The sequence below is a fragment of the Cupriavidus sp. 05T41 genome (assembly GCF_056396525.1).
Window position 1 is genome coordinate 19,742 of record NZ_JBFTLQ010000003.1, and the last position, 16,667, is coordinate 36,408.

General features: G+C 66.6%; 17 protein-coding genes. 15 read left to right on the forward strand and 2 right to left on the reverse strand.

Features of this window, described 5'->3' with window-relative positions:
• Nucleotides 1-58: 58 nt before the first annotated feature.
• The gene (locus tag AC1DKV_RS02350) at nucleotides 59-1,261 is read left to right on the forward strand and encodes an MFS transporter (protein WP_441613551.1); all 1,203 of its coding nucleotides are present in this window, start codon (nucleotides 59-61) and stop codon (nucleotides 1,259-1,261) included.
• A 73-nt stretch (nucleotides 1,262-1,334) separates the two neighbouring features.
• Here the strand turns inward: AC1DKV_RS02350 and AC1DKV_RS02355 are convergent, their stop codons facing one another.
• Nucleotides 1,335-1,841 (reverse strand): DUF1993 domain-containing protein, encoded by a 507-nt coding sequence (locus AC1DKV_RS02355; RefSeq protein ID WP_477137369.1) that lies wholly within the window; start codon nucleotides 1,839-1,841, stop codon nucleotides 1,335-1,337.
• Nucleotides 1,842-2,049: 208 nt separating this feature from the next.
• Between AC1DKV_RS02355 and AC1DKV_RS02360 the strand changes: the two genes are divergently transcribed.
• Complete coding sequence (locus AC1DKV_RS02360; RefSeq protein ID WP_441613549.1) at nucleotides 2,050-2,451, forward strand: hypothetical protein; 402 nt, start codon at nucleotides 2,050-2,052, stop codon at nucleotides 2,449-2,451.
• A gap of 16 nt (nucleotides 2,452-2,467) precedes the next feature.
• Here the strand turns inward: AC1DKV_RS02360 and AC1DKV_RS02365 are convergent, their stop codons facing one another.
• Nucleotides 2,468-3,448 (reverse strand): LysR family transcriptional regulator, encoded by a 981-nt coding sequence (locus AC1DKV_RS02365; RefSeq protein WP_441649835.1) that lies wholly within the window; start codon nucleotides 3,446-3,448, stop codon nucleotides 2,468-2,470.
• A gap of 114 nt (nucleotides 3,449-3,562) precedes the next feature.
• Between AC1DKV_RS02365 and AC1DKV_RS02370 the strand changes: the two genes are divergently transcribed.
• From AC1DKV_RS02370 to AC1DKV_RS02430, 13 genes are all read left to right on the forward strand, one after another.
• Entirely contained in the window at nucleotides 3,563-4,111 is a 549-nt protein-coding gene (locus AC1DKV_RS02370; RefSeq protein ID WP_441613547.1) for a 4-hydroxylaminobenzoate lyase, read from the forward strand.
• A gap of 3 nt (nucleotides 4,112-4,114) precedes the next feature.
• Entirely contained in the window at nucleotides 4,115-4,825 is a 711-nt protein-coding gene (locus AC1DKV_RS02375; protein ID WP_441613546.1) for a nitroreductase, read from the forward strand.
• Nucleotides 4,826-5,255: 430 nt separating this feature from the next.
• The gene (locus AC1DKV_RS02380; protein ID WP_477137370.1) at nucleotides 5,256-5,996 is read left to right on the forward strand and encodes an IclR family transcriptional regulator; all 741 of its coding nucleotides are present in this window, start codon (nucleotides 5,256-5,258) and stop codon (nucleotides 5,994-5,996) included.
• Between the two features lie 25 nt (nucleotides 5,997-6,021).
• A complete protein-coding gene (locus AC1DKV_RS02385) occupies nucleotides 6,022-6,771 on the forward strand; it encodes an SDR family NAD(P)-dependent oxidoreductase (RefSeq protein ID WP_477137371.1) in 750 nt (249 codons plus the stop codon).
• Nucleotides 6,764-7,927 carry an acyl-CoA dehydrogenase family protein gene (locus AC1DKV_RS02390; RefSeq protein ID WP_477137372.1) on the forward strand — a complete coding sequence of 388 codons (1,164 nt, stop codon included), beginning with the start codon at nucleotides 6,764-6,766 and terminating at the stop codon, nucleotides 7,925-7,927. The genes AC1DKV_RS02385 and AC1DKV_RS02390 overlap by 8 nt, the downstream gene beginning before the upstream one ends.
• Before the next feature lie 34 nt (nucleotides 7,928-7,961).
• Nucleotides 7,962-8,462 carry a MaoC family dehydratase gene (locus AC1DKV_RS02395; RefSeq protein WP_477137373.1) on the forward strand — a complete coding sequence of 167 codons (501 nt, stop codon included), beginning with the start codon at nucleotides 7,962-7,964 and terminating at the stop codon, nucleotides 8,460-8,462.
• Complete coding sequence (locus AC1DKV_RS02400) at nucleotides 8,459-10,609, forward strand: acetate--CoA ligase family protein (RefSeq protein WP_477137374.1); 2,151 nt, start codon at nucleotides 8,459-8,461, stop codon at nucleotides 10,607-10,609. Before AC1DKV_RS02395 ends, AC1DKV_RS02400 begins: the two co-directional genes overlap by 4 nt.
• Nucleotides 10,596-11,366, forward strand: coding sequence for a citryl-CoA lyase (locus tag AC1DKV_RS02405; RefSeq protein WP_441613540.1), 771 nt, complete (start codon nucleotides 10,596-10,598; stop codon nucleotides 11,364-11,366). The genes AC1DKV_RS02400 and AC1DKV_RS02405 overlap by 14 nt, the downstream gene beginning before the upstream one ends.
• 37 nt (nucleotides 11,367-11,403) lie before the next feature.
• Nucleotides 11,404-12,570, forward strand: coding sequence for an acyl-CoA dehydrogenase family protein (locus AC1DKV_RS02410; RefSeq protein ID WP_477137375.1), 1,167 nt, complete (start codon nucleotides 11,404-11,406; stop codon nucleotides 12,568-12,570).
• Nucleotides 12,571-12,647: 77 nt separating this feature from the next.
• Nucleotides 12,648-13,814 carry a CaiB/BaiF CoA transferase family protein gene (locus AC1DKV_RS02415; RefSeq protein WP_477137455.1) on the forward strand — a complete coding sequence of 389 codons (1,167 nt, stop codon included), beginning with the start codon at nucleotides 12,648-12,650 and terminating at the stop codon, nucleotides 13,812-13,814.
• A 77-nt stretch (nucleotides 13,815-13,891) separates the two neighbouring features.
• A complete protein-coding gene (locus AC1DKV_RS02420; RefSeq protein WP_477137376.1) occupies nucleotides 13,892-14,632 on the forward strand; it encodes an IclR family transcriptional regulator in 741 nt (246 codons plus the stop codon).
• 167 nt (nucleotides 14,633-14,799) lie between these two features.
• Nucleotides 14,800-15,582, forward strand: a complete 783-nt coding sequence (locus AC1DKV_RS02425) for a crotonase/enoyl-CoA hydratase family protein (protein ID WP_441613537.1) — start codon at nucleotides 14,800-14,802, stop codon at nucleotides 15,580-15,582.
• A gap of 77 nt (nucleotides 15,583-15,659) precedes the next feature.
• A complete protein-coding gene (locus AC1DKV_RS02430; protein WP_441613536.1) occupies nucleotides 15,660-16,631 on the forward strand; it encodes a Bug family tripartite tricarboxylate transporter substrate binding protein in 972 nt (323 codons plus the stop codon).
• Nucleotides 16,632-16,667: the final 36 nt, after the last annotated feature.

Genomic DNA, 16,667 nt, shown 5'->3' on the forward strand with positions numbered 1-16,667 from the left:
AAGAAATGCACGGGCACACTCCCTCCATCCCGAATTTCCCGGATGTCCGGAGCCAACCATGCCCATCGCCCTGCTCGCGCTGACCATCAGCGCGTTCGCCATCGGTACCACCGAATTCGTCATCGTCGGCCTGATTCCSACCATCGCCGCCGATCTCCATATCACCCTGCCCTCCGCCGGCCTGCTGGTCAGCCTCTATGCGCTGGGCGTCGCCGTMGGCGCGCCGGTGCTGACCGCCCTCACCGGCCGCCTGCCGCGCAAGGCGCTGCTGGTGTCGCTGATGGCGCTGTTCACGCTGGGCAACCTGCTGGCCTGGAAAGCACCCGGCTATGAATCGCTGATCCTGGCGCGCGTGCTGACCGGCCTGGCCCACGGCGTGTTCTTCTCGATCGGCTCKACCATCGCCACCAGCCTGGTGCCGAAGGAGAAGGCCGCGAGCGCGATCGCCATCATGTTCACCGGCCTTACCGTGGCCCTGGTCACCGGCGTACCGCTCGGCACCTTCATCGGCCAGCACTTCGGCTGGCGCGAGACCTTCCTCGCGGTGGCCGCGCTCGGCCTGGTCGCCTTCGTCGGCAGCCTGATGTTCGTGCCGGCCGGCATMCGCAGCGGCGCACCGGCCTCCCTGCTGCAACAGGCCAGGGTGCTGGCCGAGCCACGCCTGCTGCTGGTCTACGCCAAGACCGCGATCGGCTACGGCGGCTCCTTCATCCCSTTCACCTTCCTCGCGCCGATCCTGCAGGATGTGTCGGGCTTCAGCGCCGGCGCGGTCGGGCTGGTGATGCTGGTGTACGGAGTCTCGGTGGCGGCAGGCAATATCTGGGGCGGCCGCCTGGCAGACCGCCGCGGCCCCATCGCCGCGCTCAAGATCGTGTTCCTGCTGCTGGCGCTGGTGTTGTTCGTACTGACCTTCACCGCCGCGCATCGCTGGCTGGTAGTGGCCACGGTGCTGGCCTGGGGCGCGGTTGCCTTTGGCAATGTGCCGGGCCTGCAGGTCTATGTGGTCAAGCAGGCCGAGCGCTTCACGCCGGGCGCCGTGGACGTGGCGTCGGGGCTGAATATCGCCGCGTTCAACCTGGGCATTGCCGGCGCGGCCTGGGCCGGCGGCCTGATCGTGACCCACCTGGGGCTGATGCATACGCCGTGGATCGGCGCGCTGGTGGTGCTGGTGGCGCTGGGCCTGACGGCCTGGAGCGGGCGCCTGGACCGGCTCGAGCAGCCAACCCCGGCCGGCGCCAGGCTGGCGGCCGGGCGCGCCTGACAATCCGGCGCCCGCCGCGATCCTGGCGAGGCCGCCGCGACAGAAATGCCGCGGCGGCTTCGTTGCACTTGCCTTATTTCAGGCCGAGATAGTCCCGCTTGCCGACCGGCACGCCCTTGTGGCGCAAGATGTCGTATGCGGTCGTCACATGGAAATAGAAGTTCGGCAGCACAAAGCCCAGCAGGTAGGACTTGCCGTCGAAGGTGACCGGCTCCGGGCGCAGCTTGAGCTCGATGGTGCGCGTCTCGCTGCCTTCGAGCTGGGCCGGCTCGATGGTCTTCAGGAACGCCACGGTCTTGGCGATGCGCTCCTGCAGTTCCGGGAAGGTGGCCTCGTTGTCAGTGAACGACGGCATCTCGATCCCCGCCAGCCGAGCCGCGCAGCCCTTGGCGGCGTCGCTGGCGCGTTGCACCTGGGCCGGCAGCKGATCCATGTCCGCCACCAGGCGGGTCTGGATCAGGTCGGACGGATCCATGCCCTGCGCCTGCGCGAACGCCGCGCCCTTGTCCAGGATGGCGGACAGGCTGCCGAAGGCCCGGATGAACACCKGGATCGAGACTTCATACATCKAAAGTGACATGGGGGTGTCCTTGGCTGGAAGTTGGCTGGCGCATCCGCCCAGGGGGCGGGCGCGCGAACGCGAGCATAAACCGTTTCCCCGCTTCCCGCTGGCGGCCGGCMGTGCCGGCCCGGCGAGAACGCATCCCGGGTGAACCTGGCTCAGGCATCCTGCCTTAAGATATTCTGCTTGCACCCTCCCCGGCTGAGGCGCCGGCAGCCCCGACGACATGAACGCCCCCTTTCCCATCCGCAAGGAATGCCCGCCCGGCGCCTGCATCTGCAATCGCGAGGCCCTGCTGGGCGACCCGCATGCCGACATCCGGATCCTGATGCTCACGCAGGAGGAGGAGAAAAAGCTGGTTGCGCGCCTGGAAAGCCTCTCCAGCCTTGCCGACCTGCGGAAAATGGAACAGCGCATGCAGGCGCAACTGGGCCTCGTCGTCACGATCACCCCGAGCATCCACGAAGTGCGCACCATGCGCGGGATCAACATCCGGGTGGAAGACCAGCCCGGTTTGTGCCGCAAGACCCGCCAGGCCATCCCTGCGGCCATACGCCGCTGCCTCGAAGCCAGGCCGGAGATCGCCTACGCGCTCCTCGACGCGCACGACCTGCTGGGCGGCGGCTGAGTGCGGGTCCGCCATGCTACGCGAGCGCCTCTTCGGCGGCTCGCGCTGTCGTCGCGATCATCTCGCGCAGCCAGGCGTGACCCACGTCGTGGTCGTCGCGGCCATGCCAGACCGCACGCATGGTCTCGTTTCCAGCCGGGTACGGCGGATGCCGGCGAATCAGGTCGCCGCTCCTTGTCAGCGCCATGGCKAGGGACGCGGGCACGATGGACAGCATGTGCGTATCGCGAAGCAGCGCTGGAATGGCGAGCGAGTGCGGGACGGTGACTCTCAGCCGCGGCACCTCGTTCAGTTCAAGGAGCGCCTTCTCCAACGCACGCCGGTCGAACATCTCCGACTGGCGCGCGAGGCCACGCTCAACGATGAAACCCCCTACCGCGCCTTCCTCCTCCCCGCCGACGGACAGGGTGACGAGCGGGTACTTCGCCAGGTCGCGGAGCGTGAGCTTGCGGCGGGAAGCGGGATGTCCCTTGCGCATCAAGATGGACTCTCCCTGCGACATCAGCGTTCGCGAGTTCAGGCGGGGTGGCACCTGGGAAAAGATGCCGATGGCAAGATCGATGCGTCCCAGGTCGATCTGCTCGGCCAGGTCCAGCCGCGTGGACGGCCGGATGACAAGGTCGACGCCCGGGGCGGCCTTTTGCAGTTCGCGGGACAAAGGCGCAACGATCACCTCGGTGACGTGATCGTTCGCCGCGATGACAAAGCGCCGGCTGGACTTGTCGGGAGAAAACGGCTCCACGCCGAGCGCGTCCTCGATGCGCCGCAGCGAGTCCAGCAGGGTTGGCGCCATCGCCGTTGCACGGCCGGTCGGCACCATGCCCTTCCCCATGCGCATGAAAAGCTCGTCGCCGACAAGCTCGCGCAGCCTGCGCAGCGCATGGCTAACCGCCGATTGCGTGAGATTGAGGCGCTTGCCGGCCAGGATCAGATTGCGCTCCTCGTAGACGGCCTCGAACACCTTCAAGAGGTTCAGGTCGGTGCGGCCGATGCTCATGATGTCGCCCCATCAATTGAATGGCGTTCATTATGCAATTGCAGAGACATCAATTCCATTCAATTCATGGTTCGCGCATCATGACCTCCAGCCCATTTGACAGGAGACGACACCATGACGGCCGAAACCCGCATCCAGGATCGAGAGGCGCTGATCGAGCGCTGCATCCCCTTCCTTGAAGAAGTGAAGGACCTGACCACCAGCACCGCGGTCGAGCGCTGGTTGAACGAGAAGTACGGGCCCGACAGCGAGTTCTACCAGACGCTGTCCTGCTCTGTCAGGAAGGGCGTGGAGGATGGATGGGCAGCGAACGTCGAGATCGGCGGCCCAAGCTACCGCCGCAGCCGCATCGCGGAGCCCTCCGAGCGCACGCTCCACTTCAGCATCACAGCGGTGTACATGGATAGCACCGGCAATCAGCAAGGGCACCCCGACCATCGGTTCAGAGGGCAATACCACGGTCATCCCTATGGCGAGTTCAACATGGTCGTTCCGCTGGATCCCGGTGCCGCCCTGAACGGGCCGAATGGCTGGTGTTCCGGAGGCTGGACCGCCCCGGCGCCGGGCAGTCACCACTATCCGGAAGCGAAGGGTGGCGCCGTGATCGCGCTGTTCTTCCTGCCCTCCGGCCGGATTTCCTACCACGACGTGCCGCAGGAGTAGTCCATGGTACAGACAGCAATGGAATGGTCCCAGGAGGCCGTCGCGCGATGCGTCGCCACCGTCGTAACGTCTCGCCGCTCGGTTCGCGCCTTCAGGCCTGAGCCGCTTCGCCGGGAACTCATGCAGGAGATCCTGGAGGAGGCAGCGACCGCCCCGAGCGGGGCCAATATCCAGCCCTGGCGGGTGTATGTGGTCAGCGGCGCGGTCAAGGATGAACTGGCCAGCGCCCTGGTCGCCGCCTCCCGCGCCGGGACCGCACCCGCGCCCGCCCACTTCCCTGAGCCGTTGCCGGACGTGTTCCGCGCGAGACTGGCCGATTTCGGCGCGCGCTACTACGCTTCGCTCGGGATCGATCGCAGCGACACCGCGGCGCGCATGCGCCAGACCGAGCAGAACTTCTCATTCTTCGGCGCGCCGGTGGGTCTCATCTTCAGCATCGACCGCAGATTGAAGCCGCACAGCTGGATCGACATCGGCCTGTTCGCGCAGAACCTGATGATCGCCGCGAAAGCGCGTGGCATCGACACATGCCCGCAGGTTTCCTTCGCGCCGTTCCATGACGTGATCGCGGCGCATCTGCACATGCCACCGGAGGAAGTGACYGCCTTCGGCATGTCCATGGGATACGGAGACCCRCAAGCCAAGGTGAATCAAACAAGGATGCCACGGGAGCACGTGCAGGACTTCGCGCGGCTCTTCGGGTTTCCGGCCTGACCTTCCYGCAGTTCCATTCCATCGGTACGGAAGCGGCAGCCTGCGCGCATGCAGTGGCAGGCTCCTGGCACTTGGGGCCGCCCGGCACGCCTGCCGGCGGCGGCCCATAGCCTGATGCGGCGCCCGKGCAGCGCTGTGTCGCCACCCGTGCACCCTTACGAGCACCCAGCTTTTCGCACGCGGCTTCCCATGCCCGCAGGACGATTGCCCGGCAAGACCGCCGGCGCCCCCCGCCTGTCGCGCACATGGAGAGGCATATGCGCGTCAGATATGCCCATTCGTCCTCATTTTGAGGGCTGCCGGCTCGGCCATCTTTCCTACAAAATATCGTAGCATCCTCCGCCCCCTCGAAAAACGACTTGCGCACGTCGCCGATGGGTCGTACATTTGTCCCGTATATCGTAATCATATTCGATATTTCGGAGCAGATATGCCAGTCCAGATTCCCGCGGCAAGCCGCGCCATGGCCGTGTTCGAAGTCTTTGCGCKAGAAAGACGGGACTTGTCCAATTCCGAGATAGCGAAGCTGCTGGCTGTTGCCGACAGCAGTTGCTCGGACCTGTTGCACACCCTGCATTCACTCGGCTACCTGATGCGGACCACGCGCACGCGTCGCTTCTATCCGACCGGCCGCCTGTTCGAGACTGCGCGCCAGATCGCGGAACACGATCCGCTGACGCAGCGCGCGCAGGCAGCGGTACTGCGGCTGTCCCACGCCACCAGCGAGAGCGCCTTCTTCGGCGTACTCGAACCGCAGGCCGTGCGCGTCGTCGCCGTGGCACAGAGTCCCCTGCCGCTGCGCTACATCCTTGACGTTGGCGAGCGCGTCGCGCTGCATGCGTCTGCACTGGGCAAGGCCATGCTGGGCCAGCTCACCGACGATGATGCCCGCGCACGGCTGCAAGCCGCCAAGCGGCCGGCCGTGACCGCAAGCACGGTGGTGGACCTCGACCAGCTGATGGCGCAACTGACGCGCGGCCGCGACCAAGGCTGGTACGAAGCGCATGACGAAGGCACCGAAGGCGTTACCGCGCTGGCCGTTGCGGCCCGGCTGGGCGAGCGGCCGGTCGCCATCTCGGTGGCGGGGCCCGCCGAACGTATCGAAAAGCACCACGAATCCTATTTGGCGGCCCTGCGCGAAGTGCGCGATTCCCTGCTGGCCGACCATTGAATCCACACCCCCCTAAGGAGAAGACATGGACCTCGGATTGAAAGGTCGCGTGGCGGTTGTCACCGGCTCGGCACGCGGCATCGGCGCGGAAACCGCCCGAATGCTTGCGAAGGAAGGCATGGCCGTGGTGATCACGGACCTGGACCTGGATGCTGCGCGCGAGACCGCCGGMGGGATCGGGCTCGCTGGCRGGAAGGCCATTGCCGTGCAGTGCGACGTGCGCCAGGAAGACCAGGTGCGCAACATGATCGGCGCCGGCAAGGAAGCCTTCGGCAGCATCGACGTGCTGGTCAACAACGCCGGCCTGGTCAAGGACCGCACCATTCTCAAGATGGAAGAATCGGACTGGGACCTGGTGCTGGACGTCACGCTCAAGGGCGCGTTCCACACCTGTCGCGCGGCGCTGCCCTTCATGCATGAGAAGGGCTGGGGCCGGATMATCAATATCAGCTCGCGCGCGATGTTCGGCAATCCCGGGCAGGCCAACTACTCCACCGCCAAGGCGGGCATCATCGGCTTCACCCGGGCGCTGTCGCTGGAACAGGCGCGCAAGGGCGTGACGGTCAATGCCATCGCCCCGGGCTACATCGAGACCGAGTACATCAAGAGCCTGCCCAACTACGACACCATCCTGGCCAACGTGATGGCCAAGAACGCCGTGACCTTTCCGGGCCAGACCAGCGATATCGCCGGCGCGGTGGCCTTCATGGCGTCGGAGCATGCCCGCTACATCACGGGCACCACCCTGTTCGTGACCGGAGGCCGCTATGGTTGATCCCAATGTCGACATCGACGGCCTGGACGACAGCCAGCGCCTGCTGCGCGAGAACATCCGCCGCTACCTGAAGGAACACATCTCGCCGCGCATCGACCAKGCGGAGAAGGAGCGGCGCTTCCCGCAGGAAGCAATCACCGGCCTCGCCGACTTCGGCTACTTCGGTGGTTACATGAAAGAGGCCGACGGCGGCCTGGACCTCGACTACCCGACCTGGGCGGTGATGATGGAGGAAGCCGGCTACTGCTGGCTGTCCCTGCGCATCATCCTCAACACGCTGAATATCGTCGCGGGCATCATCAATGCCTATGGCACCGAGGCGCAGAAGGAATGCTTCATGCGCCCGCTGCTGCGCAACGAGCGCAAGACCTTCGTGTCGATCTCCGAGCCGGACGTTGGCTCCAACGTGGCCGAGATCAAGACCCGGGCCGACAAGCGCGGCGACCACTATGTGCTCAACGGCAGCAAGCTGTGGATCACCAACGGCATGTTCGCCGACTTCGGCATCGTGGTGGCGCGCACGTTCAGCGATACCTGCAACGGCGAGCTGTCGCTGTTCCTGGTGGAGCGCGACGTGACGCCGTACAGCGCCACGCCGGTGGAGACCATGTTCACGCGCAGCACCGGCACCGCGGCCTTCACCTTCGAGAACGCGGAGATCCCGGCCGCCAACCTGCTGGGCAAGGAAGGCCAGGGCCTGCGCCAGATCCTGATCGGCTTGAACTTCGGGCGCCTGAACGTGGCCATGGGGGCGGTGGGCGCGGCGCAATGCGCGCTGGACCTGTCGATCGACTACGCGCTGCAGCGCAAGCAGTTCGGGCGCCAGATCGGCGGCTTCCAGCTGGTGCAGAAGCACATCGTGGACATGACCATGCGCACGCAGGCCGCGCGGGCGCTGGGCTACCGCGCCGCGCGCTCGATGCAGAACGGTACGTCGCGCACGGAATGCTCGATCGCCAAGCTGTACGCCACCGAGGCCGCGTTCGAAGTCGCCAATCTGGCGTTGCAGGTACATGGCGGCATGGGCTACGCCACCGGCTACCCGATCGAGCGCATCTTCCGCGACACGCGCGGCGGCATGATCCCGGAAGGCACTACCGAAATCCAGACCMTGATCATCGGCCGCGAAATCCTGGGCATCAGCGCACTGACCTGACCCTGGCCCCCACCCAAATACGGAGACACAAGACATGACGCAGCCTGCCATCCTCGAGCAGATCGCCAATACCACGCTCTACTGGGAAGACCTGGTACCGGGCATGCAGTACAGCACCTCGTCGCGCACCATCACCGAAGCCGACGTCGCCGCCTTCGCCGCGCTGACCGGCGATTTCAACAAGGTGCACGTCGATGCCGAATACGCCAAGGGCACCATCTTCKGCCAGCGCATTGCCCACGGCATGCTGGTGGCCGCCTTCATGGCCGGCCTGACCTCGCGTTCGATTCCGAACCAGTTCTTTGAAGGTTCGCTGTTCAGCGTGCTGGAAAACCGCCTCAAGTTCCCCAAGCCCACATTCATCKGCGATACCATCCGCGTGGAAATCGAAGTGGTCGAGCAGAAGACCACCAGCCGCCCCGACCGCGGCATCATCGCCTTCCTGCGCAAGGGCATCAACCAGCGCGGCGAAGTGGTGGCGGAGATGGCAGCCACGTGCCTGTTCAAGCGCCGCACGCCGGGAGAGGCCCAATGAGCAGCCAGCCGATCTGGTTCAGCGACCTCTCGCGGCTGGTCAATCCGCGCTCGATCGTGCTGGTCGGCGCTTCCGAGAAGCCGGACAGCATCGGCGGCCGGACGCTGGAGAACCTGACCACCTTCTCCGAGTTTACGGGTGACCTGCATCTGGTCAACCCGGGCCGCGCCGAAATCCACGGCAGGCCATGCGTGGCCTCGGTCAATGACCTCAAGGAAGCGCCCGACCTGGCCATCCTGGCCGTGCGCGCCGACATGGTCATCCAGACCCTGCGCGATTGCGGCAGGCTCGGCGTCAAGTTCGCCATCGTCTTCACTTCCGGCTTCGGCGAAACCGGCGAAGACGGCCGCGCGGTGGAAGCCGAGATGCGCGAGATCGTGGCCAGCACCGGCATGCGCATCTACGGCCCCAACTGCCCGGGCCTGAACAACATGAACGCGCGGCTGGGCCTGACCTTCTCGCCGGCATGGCGCATCGACCGCCGCCCCGGCCCGATCGGCGTCGCCACGCAGGGCGGCGGCCTCGGCCGCTCGTTCATCCAGGCGATGGACCGCGGCGTGGGCGTGGGCTTGTGGTGCTCCGGTGGCAACGAGGTGGACCTGGAGGTCAGCGACTACATCCACTACATGGCCGAAGCGCCGGACATCGAGGTGATCGTCACCACGCTGGAAGGCGTGCGCAACGGCCCGCGCTTCATGGCCGCAGCGTTGCATGCCGCGCGGTGCGGCAAGCCCATCGTCGCGATCAAGGTCGGCAAGTCGGAATACGGCGCCAAGGCGGCGCAGTCGCACACCGCCGCGATTGCCGGCTCGGCGGAGATCAACAGCGCKGTGTTCAGCCAGCTCGGCATCATCGAAGTGGACGACATCGACGAGCTGATCGACGTGGCCTCGCTGCTGGCGCGGCGCAAGCCCTCCGGCAAGGAACAGCTGGCCGTGTACAGCTTCTCCGGCGGCACCGCGGCGCTGGCTTCCGACATGGTGGGACTGGCCGGGCTGAAGCTGTCGGAGTTCGCGCCGGCGACCACCGAGGCACTGYGCGCCGCCCTGCCCGGCTTCGCCGCCTTCAGCAACCCGGTGGACGTGACCGCCGAAGTGCTCGTCAATACCGAGGTCAGCTACGCCACGCTMAAGGCCACCGCCGCCGATCCCAACACCGACCTGGTGCTGGTGCCGATCCCGGTGGAGTACGGCAAGACCACGGCCATGCTGGCCGACAGCATGGTGCGCGTGCAGCTGGAGCAACCGGACACGCCGATCGTGCCGGTGTGGATGAGCGACCGCACCGGAGAAGGCCATCGCAAGATGATCGACGGCGGCCTGATGCCGATGCGCGCAGTCGGCAACGCCGTGCTCGCCATCCAGCGCTTCATTCACTACGGCCGCTGGAAAGCCCGCTTCGAGCGCGCATGGCAGCCGCTGGGCAGCGCAAGCGCTGCCGGCGCCACGGCCGCCACGGCCAACCTGTCCGAAGCGGTGACCAAGGCACTGCTGGAACGGGCCGGCATTCCGACGCCCCGTGGCGTGGTGGCGCGCACTGCTGCCSAGGCGGCCAGCGCCTTCCGCGATGTCGGCAACGGCAAGGCGGTGATGAAGATCGTCAGCGCGGACATCACGCACAAGACGGACATCGGCGGCGTGCGGCTTGGCATCGCCTCCGAAAGCGCGGCGATGGCGGCCTACGAGGAGATCCACGCCAACGGCGCGCGGGCCAGTGGCACCGCGCGGATCGAGGGCGTGCTGGTGGAGCCGATGCTGCCCGCCCCGTTCGTCGAAGCCGTGGTCGGCATCCACCGGGACCCGGTGTTCGGCCACGTCTGCACCTTCGGCCTCGGTGGCGTCAGCATCGAACTGTTCAAGGATGTCAGCCGGCGCCTGCTGCCGCTCACGCCGGACTCGGCKCGCKAGATGATCAGCGAGACCCGCTGCCACGAACTGCTCAAGGGCTATCGCGGCCAGCCGGCCTGCGACATCGACGCGCTGGTCGGCATGCTGGTCAAGCTCTCGGACTTTGTCGCCGCGCATGCCGACAAGATCGAAGAACTGGAAATCAATCCCCTTGCGGTGCGCCCGCAAGGCGAGGGAGTGGCCGCGCTGGATGCCGTTCTCTCATATCAAGGCACGGAGCCTCCCCATGGTAAAGACTGAAATCGGCTACACCACCACCGACACCATCATGGTGCGCGGCCTGAACCTCGCGACCGAGATCATCGGCAAGTTCGACTTTGTCGACATGATCTTCTTCACCACGCTGTCGCGCCTGCCGTCGCCGCGCGAGAAGGTCATGGTCAATGCACTGCTGGTGACCACGGCCGACCATGGCATCACCCCCAGCTCGCTGTCGGCCCGCCTCACCTACATTGGCGCGCCGGAAGCCCTGCAGGGTGCGGTGGCCACGGGCCTGCTCGGCGCGGGCAGCGTGTTCCTCGGCCCCATGCAGAACGCGGCCGAGATGCTCAACGAAGGCGCCAGCGCGCTGGCGGACGATGCCCCGGACGAGCAAGTGCGCGAAGCCGCCCGCGCGCTGGTCCGCCTCCACAAGGAGCGCCGCCAGCAGATCTTCGGCGTCGGCCACCCCATCCATGTCGATGGCGACCCGCGCGTGCCCGCGCTGCGCGAGCTGTCGCGCGAGCACGGCTACTACGGCCGGCACTGGCGCCTGATGGAAGCCATCGTCGACGTGCTGGTGAAGGAGCAGCACCGCAAGCTGCCGATGAACGTAGTGGGCGCGATCGGCGCGATCGTGGCGGCGATGGGGCTGGATCCGCTGATCGCGCGCGGCCTGGCGCTGGTGGGCCGCTCGGCCGGCCTGCTGGCCCATGTGCTCGAAGAGAAGACACAACCGATGGCACGCGAGGCGTGGCAGCTCGTCCTGAAAGACGACCCGCGCAACGTGCTGCCCTGAGCAGCGGCCCCGGCCGTCGCAAGCAAAGGAAGAGACGATGCAGAAACTGACCGAAGAGCGGCGCATGATCCAGGACGCCGCGCGCCAGTTCACGATGGAGCGCGTGCTGCCCATCGCCAACAAGCTGGACCCCGAAAAGGGCCAGATCCCGCGCGAACTGATCGACGAGATGGCCGAGCTTGGCTACTTCGGCATCCTGATTCCCGAAGAATACGGCGGCCTGGGGCTGGGCGCCTACGAGTACTGCCTGGTGGCCGAGCAGCTGTCGCGCGGCTGGATGAGCGTGGGCAGCCTGATCGCGCGTGGCAATGGGCTGATCGGCGCGCTGAAGGGGCTGTCGCCGCAGAAGAAGGCCGAGTACCTGCCGCGCATGGCGCGCGGCGAGTTCCTGGGCGCATTCTCGCTGTCCGAGCCCAACGCCGGCTCCGACATCGCCAATATCACCTGCCGCGCGGTGCGCGACGGCGACGACTKGGTCATCACCGGCAGCAAGTACTGGTGCACCTTTGCCGACGAAGCCGACTTCATCCTCGTGATCTGCCGCACCGACCCGGTCATGGACCCGAAGGCGCGCCACAAGGGCCTCTCTGCCTTCATGGTGGAAAAGCCGCGCGGCGCGCTGCCGGAGAACGTCAAGGGCAGCATCATCCCCAAGATCGGCTACCACGGCTGGACGACGTGGGAACTGGCCTTCGACGGCTGCCGCGTGCCGCATGCCAAGATGGTGGGCGAGCAAGGCAAGGCCTTCTACCTCGCCACCGCCGGCCTGGAGACGGCCCGTGCCCATACCGCCGCGCGCTCCATCGGCCTGGCGCAGGGCAGCCTGGAAGATGCGGTCCGGTACGCGCAGGACCGCGCGCAGTTCGGCAACCCCATCGCCAGTTTCCAGGCCATCCGCTTCAAGCTGGCCGACATGGCCACGCAGGTCGAAGCCGCGCGCGCCCTGCTCTACGCTGTGTGCGAGAAGATCGACGAGGGCGAGCGCGCGGACACGGAAGCGTCGATGGTCAAGCTGTTCGCCAGCGAGATGTGCGAGCGCGTMACCAGCGAGGGCCTGCAGGTCCACGGCGGCGCGGGCTACACCACGCACTTCGCGGCGGAGCGCTACTGGCGCGACGCGCGCCTGACCAAGATCTTCGAAGGCACCTCCGAGATCCAGATGCGCATCATCTCCGATGCCATGCTGGGCAAGCTCGCCACCTGACCCGGGAGCCCTTCGTGCCAATACAAGCCAACTCCGCGGGTGCCCTTGCCGGCCTGCGCGTGATCGATCTCACGCAGATGCTGGCGKGGCCTTTCTGTACCCAGATCCTGGCCGACCACGGCGCCGACGTGATCAAGGTCGAGGCCRTGACCGGCKACGGCACGCGCGTGACCGGCCCTTTCTGCGCCGACGATACGCTGCGTGACTTCGGCGGCTATTTCCAGAGCGTCAACCGCAACAAGCGCTCGATTGCGCTGGACCTGAAGACCGACAGCGGGCGCGAGATCCTGCTCCGGCTGATCGACGAAGCCGACGTGGTGGTGGAAAACTTCCGCACCGGCGTGATGGAACGCCTCGGCCTTTCCTACGAAAGCCTGCGCCGGACCAACCCGCGCCTGGTCTACGGCACCGTGCGCGGCTTCGGCGATCCGCGCAGCGGCGCCAGCCCCTATGCCCAATGGCCGGCGTATGACGTGGTTTCGCAGGCCATGGGCGGGATGATGGGCATCACCGGCCCGGACCGCGACACGCCGACCAAGATCGGCCCCGGCGTGGGCGATACCGTGCCGGCGCTGATGCTGTGCATCGGCATCCTGGCGGCCGTCAGCCGGGCCCGCGAAACCGGCCAGGGCCAGTTCGTCGACGTGGCGATGACCGATGCCGTGCTGGCCATGTGCGAGCGCATCGTCTACCAGGCGTCCTATACCGGCGCGGTGCCGGCGCCGGAAGGCAACCGCCATCCGCTGCTGTGCCCGTTCGGCCTGTTCCGCGCCGCCGACGGCCATGTATCGGTCGCCTGCGCCACCGACACCTTMTGGCAGAAGCTGGCCATCGCCATCGGCCGTCCCGACATGGCCACCGACGACGCCTTCGCAACGAATGCCGCGCGCGTGCAGCGCCAGCAGCAGGTCATCGACGCGATCGAGGCCTTTACCGCGGTGCGCAGCAAGGCGGAAATCGCGGCCGCGCTGGGCGGAAAAGTGCCCTTCGGACCGGTCTACAACTCGGCCGAGATCTTCGCCGACCCGCACTACGCGGTGCGGGAGATGCTGGTGGAGGTCGAACAGCCCGGCTCGGCCACCCCGGTGAAGATCGCCGGCGTGCCGATCAAGCTGAGCGAGACCCCGGGCGCGGTGCGCCGGCGGGCACCGCTGCTGGGCGAGCATACCGACGAGGTGCTGGGTTCGGCCGGATATGCCGAAGAAGAGATCCATCGCTTGCGCCAGGGGGGCGTGGTGCGATAGCGCGGCGTGGTAGGCTTCCGACGCCTTACGAAATTTCGTATAGTACTGTCGATACCCGAACTCCAGCCTCCCTATCCATGCCTACCCTGATCCCAGCCGCCGGCCGTGCCATGGCTGTCTTCGAAGTCTTCGCGCGCGAGCGGCGCGAGTTGTCCAATTCGGACATGGCGCGCCTGCTGTCCTTGCCGGAAAGCAGCACGTCGGACCTGCTGCATACGCTGCACTCGCTCGGCTACCTGATGCGCACGACGCGCAGCCGGCGCTTCTATCCGAGCGGACGCCTGTTCGACGTCGCGCGCCAGATCGCCGAGAACGATCCGCTCAGCACCGTTGCCCAGGAGGCCGTGGAACAGGTGGGCGGGAAGACCAACGAAAGCGTCTACTTCGGCGTGCTCGACACCGCGGCGGTCAAGGTCGTTGCCGTCCAGCCCAGCCGGCAGCCGCTGCGCTACATCATCGAAGTCGGTTCGCGGGCCGCGCTGCATGCGTCCGCGCTGGGCAAGGGGCTGCTGAGCCTGCTCCCGCCCGAGGAAGCGCGCGCCATGCTGGCCAACAGCAACCTGCGCCMGCTGACCGAGCACACCGTTGTCGACATCGACACGCTGATGGCGCAGGTTGCCCGCGGCGCCAGGCGCGGCTGGCATGAAGCGCGCGAGGAAGGCAGCGAGGGCGTCTATGGGCTGGCGGTGACCGGCCTGCTGGGCGGGCAACCGGCGGGCATCTCGCTGGCAGGCCCGGCGGATCGCATGAAGAAAAACCACGATGCCTATCTGGCCGCGCTGATGGAGGTGCGCGATGCATTGATGGAGAACGCATAGCCGTCTTCCGACGCCACGGCACCCTGACGCGATACAGGCGGTGTATTGCGCGACATACCGAAAGTATTTTTCACATCGCCCCGCTGTCCGTAGCATCGAATGGAACCCCCTTGCGGAGCGCGTCGCTCCGGCAGGAACGATCCCAGACATTTTTATTCGATCCTCCTATGAACAGCTTCCTGGACCTCAAGCGCGAAGGCGCCGTTGCACTGATCACCATGAACCGCCCGGAAACGCGCAATGCGATTTCGGACGACGATGCCGTACAGGCCGTGGTGGAGATGTGCGAGACGCTCAATCGGGACATGTCTGTCCGCGCCGCGATCCTGACCGGCGCGGGCCCGGCGTTTTCTTCCGGCGGCAATCTCAAGACCCTGCGCGACAAGATGGGCAGCGGACTGGGCGAGCCCATCCGCTCCCGCCAGGCCTACCGCGACGGCATCCAGCGCGTGCCGCTGGCGCTGGCCGGCCTGGAGGTGCCGATCATCGCGGCCGTCAACGGACCGGCCCTTGGCGCGGGCAATGATCTTGCCTGCCTCTGCGATATCCGCATTGCTTCGCAGCAGGCGGTGTTCGCGGCCACCTTCGTCAAGCTGGGGCTCATTCCCGGCGATGGTGGCGCCTGGCTGCTGCCTCGTGTGATCGGCATGTCGCGCGCTTGCGAGCTGGCCTTTACCGGCGACACCATTGACGCCCGCCAGGCACTGGACTGGGGGCTCGTCTCGCAGGTGGTGCCGGCCGATGCGCTAGTGCAGACCGCGATGGAACTGGCCCAGCGCATCGCCCGCAACTCCGGCCATGCGCTGCGCATGACCAAGCGCCTGCTGCGCGAATCCATCCACGCACGGATGGACACCATCCTGGAGATGTCGGCTGGCTTCCAGGCCCTGGCGCATCACACGGCCGAACACGAAGCCGCGCTGGACGCTTTCCTGCAGCGGCGCGCCTGACAGGCAGCCCCCCGCCCCCGGGGACCGGTCACCGGCAGGCAATACGCCGCCGGGAAGATAACTTCCAAGGAGACAACATGGCATTTCCCACTCTGAAGCGGTGCCTGGTCGCGACATCGCTGGCGCTGACCGTGATGCCGGCCACCGCGCAGTCCGACTTCCCGACCCATCCCGTGAAGGTCATCGTCTCGCTGCCGCCGGGCAGCGGCGCGGACACCACGGCACGCTTCATTTCGCAGCACCTGGGCGAGAAGTTCAAGCAGCCCTTCGTGGTAGAGAACCGCCCTGGCGCCAACAGCTTCATCGGCGCGCGCGCGGTGGCCGAGGCCGCACCGGATGGCTACACCCTGTTCGTTGGCAGCAATTCGTCGATGGTGACCAATGTGGCTGTGTTCAGGACCCTGCCCTATGACCCGGTCAAGGATTTCGTCGCGGTCGAACGTATCGCGCGCTTTGCCATGGTGGTCGTGGTGCCGGCCAACTCGCCCTACAAGACGCTCGACAACCTTGTGGAAGCGGCTCGCAAGGCGCCTGGCAAGCTMAACTATGCCAGCGGCAGCGCGGGCTACCAGGTTGCCGTGGAGCTCTTCCATGAGCGCTTCCGCATGAAGGGCAATCCGATCACCTACAAGGGCACCGCACCGGCCATGACGGACGTCGCCGCCGGCAACGTCGACTATTCGATCGGCGAGATCAGCGCGGTGCTGCCGCTGATCCGCGGTGGCCGCCTCCGTGCGCTGGCCGTCACTGACACGCAGCGCCTGAAGGAGCTGCCGCAGGTGCCCACCGTCGCCGAAAGCGGCGCACCGGGTTTCGAGGTATTTGCCTGGACCGGCGTCTTTGCACCGGCCAAGGTGCCCGAGAAGATCGTCAAGGCGCTCTCCGATGCCGTTCGCGAAACCATGCAGCAGCGCGACAGCGTGAAATTCATCGAGAACCTTGGCGGCAGCGTGTACTCCGGCGGGCCGCAGCAACTCAGGCAGTTCCAGCTGGCGGAAATCCAGCGCACCCGCGAGATCGTCAAGACCGCCGGGATTCCGGTGGAGTGAGACTCCCTGGGCGCCAGCCGCAACACAACTACCGCA